Below are 4,241 nucleotides of genomic sequence, written 5' to 3' on the forward strand. Positions count from 1 at the left end.
GGACCGAAAACCTTTAGGCCTTCCGCTTCGAACCTGTCTGCTATTCCGTTGCAAAGCGGCACCTCAGGTCCTGCCACGGTAAGCTCTATGCCCTCATACTTGGCAAAAGAAAGCAAGCCTTCGATGTCTTCAGCTTTAATGGGAATATTTTTACCTATTGAAGCCGTTCCGGCATTTCCGGGAGCAAAGAATATTTCGTCCACTCTTTCGCTTTGAATGAGTTTCCATCCGAGTGTATGCTCTCGGCCGCCGTTTCCTACAATCAATACCTTCATAGTTTCCCTCCGGTCAAAGTAGTAATTTGTTTTTATCATTCGAAACTTGTAAAGTCCAATGCACCACACGAATTGAGAATCTACTCTATGCTTTCTACTGTCCCAGGTTGAGGTTTCATATTGCGATACATCGACCGCGGCGTGATATTCACAGCTTTGGATAAGGCTAAATCGTCAAGAAATCCGCTTTGGCCTTGGCCCGCGATGCGAAGCGAGTTTGCGGATTTTAGATTTTGCCAAAAGACAAAGCTCTATGAATATCCGCCACAGGCCGCAGTGAGCAATTTGACCCTTAACCAGAAATCATCAATAAATGAACTAAACTTTCTTTCATTTCCCACTTGCTACTGTTTTTTTCTCCAAGCTGCAAGCTTCTTTACTTCTCTTTTTCTTTTTCTTTCTCTTTCTCTTTCTTTTGCTTTTGTTTTTCTGTACTTTCTTTCTACTTTCTACTTTCTACTTTCCACTGTTCTTTAATGCTTAAAATGTCTCATGCCTGTAAATATCATTGCTATTCCGTATTGGTTTGCCTTCTCTATGGATGCGGAATCGTTTTTAGAACCGCCTGGCTGTATGATTGCCGTAACACCGGCCTTGGCAGCCTCTTCAACGCTGTCAGGGAATGGAAAAAATGCGTCAGATGCCATTACGCTTCCCTTTGTCTCCACAAGCGCCTGCTTTACGCAATTTTCTACTGCCCAAATGCGATTTACCTGACCGGGTCCAACCCCAATTGTCTGCTTATCCTTCGCAATTACTATCCCATTGGACTTGATGTGCTTGACTACCTTCCATGCGAAAATAAGATCCTCTTTTTCCTTGTCCGTAGGTATGCGTTCGGTTACCGTTTCAAACTCCTCCATGAGGGGTCTGTCAAGTTCCTGAATTAGCAGGCCTCCGGCTACCTTCTTGAGGTTGTATTCACCTTCAGGCTGCTTTTCCATTATGCTTGGAAGCTTAATCAGTCTTATGTTTTTCTTCTGCTTGAGTATCTCAAGAGCATCATCGTCAAAATCGGGAGCTACCACTATCTCTATGAATATCTTGTTTATTTCCTCTGCAATTCGATAATCAATAGACCTGTTTGCTGCAATGATTCCTCCGAAAATAGACTTAGGATCACTGTTATAAGCCTTTATGTATGCATCGTAGATGTCATATCCGCTTCCCGCTCCGCAAGCGTTTGTGTGCTTGACTCCTATGACAGTGGGCTCATCGTATTCCTTGAGAAGCTCGATGGCTCCATTTGTATCATTTATGTTGTTAAAGGACAATTCCTTTCCGTGGAGTTGCTCTCCATCGACAAGACTTCCCTTCTCCATACCGAATGCCTTATAAAAAGCCGCCTTCTGATGCGGGTTTTCGCCATATCTCAAATCCTGAACCTTTTCAAAGGTCATCGTCAATGTTTCAGGATAGACGTCCTTTCCTGCTTCCTTCTTAAGGTATCCCGCAATGATGGTGTCATACGCTGAAGTGTGCTCGAATACTTTGAGCGCCAAGTCGTACTTTGTTCCGTATGTAGTATCTCCGAATGATTTTATTTCCTGAGCCACCTTTTCGTAGTCTTCTGGATCGGTTACTACCGTAACTGACTTAAAATTTTTGGCAGCCGATCTTAGCATTGTAGGACCGCCTATATCTATGTTTTCGATAGCATCCTCGAATGTAACATCGCTTTTAGAAATAGTTTCCTTGAAAGGATATAGATTTATGATTACATAATCTATGGGATCTATTTTGAGCTCTTTCAGTTGGGCCATATGGTCCTCGTTTCCACGAACAGCCAAAAGACCTGCATGAATAACCGGATGGAGAGTCTTTACTCGTCCGTCCAGACATTCAGGAAAGCCCGTCAATTCGGAAACCCTTATAACCGGAATACCTGCATCTTCGATTCTTTTTGCCGTTCCTCCGGTTGATACAATTTCTATTCCCATTTCCGACAATTGTTTTGCAAAAGCCTCTATGCCGGTCTTGTCTGAAACGCTTATGAGTGCTCTTTTCATATTATCCCCCTCCATTTTTTCAAAGCAATTTTAAACAGTCAAAATAAACTCTAAGTAATAATCACCCTTCGTCCATCTATGTGCAAGCGATCTTCGCAGAACAACTCAATTGCCCTGGGAAGCAAGCGATGTTCAATCTCAAGAACCTTCTCTTGTATAACCTCGGGCGTATCTTTATAATCCACCTCAACTGACTCCTGAAGTATTATGGGCCCGGCATCCGGAATTTCATTCACGAAATGAACAGTGGCCCCTGTAACCTTGGCCCCATAGTCATGAACCGCCTTGTGTACCTTCATCCCGTAAAATCCCATTCCGCAAAAACTCGGAATCAGGGACGGATGAGTGTTAATGATTCTATTTTCAAACGTCTTTATGAATTCATCGTCAAGGATACTTAGGTATCCGGCAAGAACAATTAGGTCTATGTCATGGGTTTTAAGCTCGTTGACCATTTCCGCTCTTCTTAGAACAGGATTCGGAAAATTGCCCTTTCCTATATAGATACTCTTGACACCATAATTCAAAGCCCTTTTCATTGCAAAGGACTCTTTTTTATCCGATATTACAAGTTCAACAGACCCATTGATATGGCCGCAACAAGTATGATCTATAACTCTTTGCAAATTTGTTCCGATTCCGGATGCCAAAATCGCTATTCTCTTCTTCTTCATTTCAATACCACTCCTTCATGCTTGTCAGTAATTTTTCCTACTATATAAGCCTTCTCTCCCCATGCCTTCAAGGCTTCGACAGCCTTCTCCGCTTCAGACTTGGGAACCGCAATCATGAGACCTATCCCCATGTTGAAAGTCTTGTACATTTCCGTTTCATCAAGATCGCCTTTTTCCTTCAGCAATTCGAAAACCGGAGGAATCGGCCATCTGCCCGTTTCAATATCCACTCCCAATCCTTCAGGGATAATTCTCGGAATATTTTCATAAAAGCCGCCGCCCGTTATATGTACCATGCCTTTTATGTCGCAAACCTCCATAAGCTCCAAAACAGGCTTAACATAAATTTTGGTCGGCTCTATAAGAAGTTCTCCTATTGTTTTTTCGTGACCCTCAGGCACGTCGTTCACATCAAAATTGCATCGGTCAAAAATAACTTTTCTAACCAAGGAATATCCATTTGAGTGTATACCGCTTGAAGCCAATCCGATCAATGCATCTCCATCTTCCAAACGGCTTCCGTCAACTATTCTTTTCTTGTCTACAATGCCGACAGCAAACCCCGCCAGGTCATATTCCCCTTCTCCGTAGAAGCCCGGCATTTCAGCCGTTTCCCCTCCTATTAAGGCGCATCCGGCCTGCCTGCAGCCTGTCGCAATTCCGGAAACAATTGATGCTGCCTTTTCGGCTTTTAGATGGCCCGTTGCCATATAGTCTAGAAAAAACAGGGGCTTGGCTCCCTGGCATAGTATGTCGTTAACGCACATTGCAACTAGGTCTATGCCCACCGTGTCGTGCCTATCTGTTAAAAACGCTATTTTTAGCTTGGTTCCCACTCCGTCTGTTCCTGATACAAGAACAGGCTCCTCCATATTTTTGAGGTCAAGAGCGAACAATCCACCAAACCCGCCCAGCTCCGTAAGTACCTGCTTGTTGAAGGTGCTCTTTACGGAATCCTTCATTAGCCTTACAGCTCGCTGGCCTTCCAGAGTGTCTACTCCCGCTTCCTTATAAGTCATCTTTTTCATTAACTTGGCTCCTTTGATATGCCTTCGGCATATAGTTGAAAGTTGAAAGTAGAAAGTAGAAAGTAGAAAGAAAACAAAACCCACAAAATCAAATACTTCAATGCTTTTACTTGATTCTGTTTTATTACATTAACTCTTACTCTTACAATTCCAACTTGCTACTCTTTTCCCTTCATTTGTCATACGCATTTAGCTTTTAGCTCTTGCTTTTACTTGCTACTTTCCTCTTTCCACTTGCTACTTGCTACTTGCTAC

4 protein-coding genes are annotated in these 4,241 nt (G+C 43.1%); all 4 read right to left on the reverse strand.

Going from position 1 to position 4,241, the window contains the following annotated elements:
• Nucleotides 1-275 (reverse strand): phosphoribosylamine--glycine ligase (locus JJE29_09160; protein ID MBK5252784.1); only part of this gene is annotated, 275 nt, incomplete at its 3' end.
• 473 nt (nt 276-748) lie between these two features.
• A complete protein-coding gene (gene purH / locus JJE29_09165) occupies nt 749-2,284 on the reverse strand; it encodes a bifunctional phosphoribosylaminoimidazolecarboxamide formyltransferase/IMP cyclohydrolase (protein ID MBK5252785.1) in 1,536 nt (511 codons plus the stop codon).
• A 50-nt stretch (nt 2,285-2,334) separates the two neighbouring features.
• Nucleotides 2,335-2,958: a phosphoribosylglycinamide formyltransferase gene (locus JJE29_09170; GenBank protein MBK5252786.1), complete on the reverse strand. Its 624-nt coding sequence runs from the start codon at nt 2,956-2,958 to the stop codon at nt 2,335-2,337.
• Nucleotides 2,955-3,977, reverse strand: a complete 1,023-nt coding sequence (locus JJE29_09175; GenBank protein MBK5252787.1) for a phosphoribosylformylglycinamidine cyclo-ligase — start codon at nt 3,975-3,977, stop codon at nt 2,955-2,957. The genes JJE29_09170 and JJE29_09175 overlap by 4 nt, the downstream gene beginning before the upstream one ends.
• Between the last annotated feature and the right edge of the window lie 264 nt (nt 3,978-4,241).

It is taken from the genome of Peptostreptococcaceae bacterium, assembly GCA_016649995.1.
Classification (GTDB): domain Bacteria; phylum Bacillota; class Clostridia; order Peptostreptococcales; family BM714; genus BM714.

What these genes read in the sequence shown, in the direction of transcription:
- purH (MBK5252785.1), bottom strand. Translation starts at nt 2,284, where the DNA reads ATGAAAAGAGCACTCATAAGCGTTTCAGACAAGACCGGCATAGAGGCT.
- JJE29_09170 (MBK5252786.1), bottom strand. Translation starts at nt 2,958, where the DNA reads ATGAAGAAGAAGAGAATAGCGATTTTGGCATCCGGAATCGGAACAAAT.
- JJE29_09175 (MBK5252787.1), bottom strand. Translation starts at nt 3,977, where the DNA reads ATGACTTATAAGGAAGCGGGAGTAGACACTCTGGAAGGCCAGCGAGCT.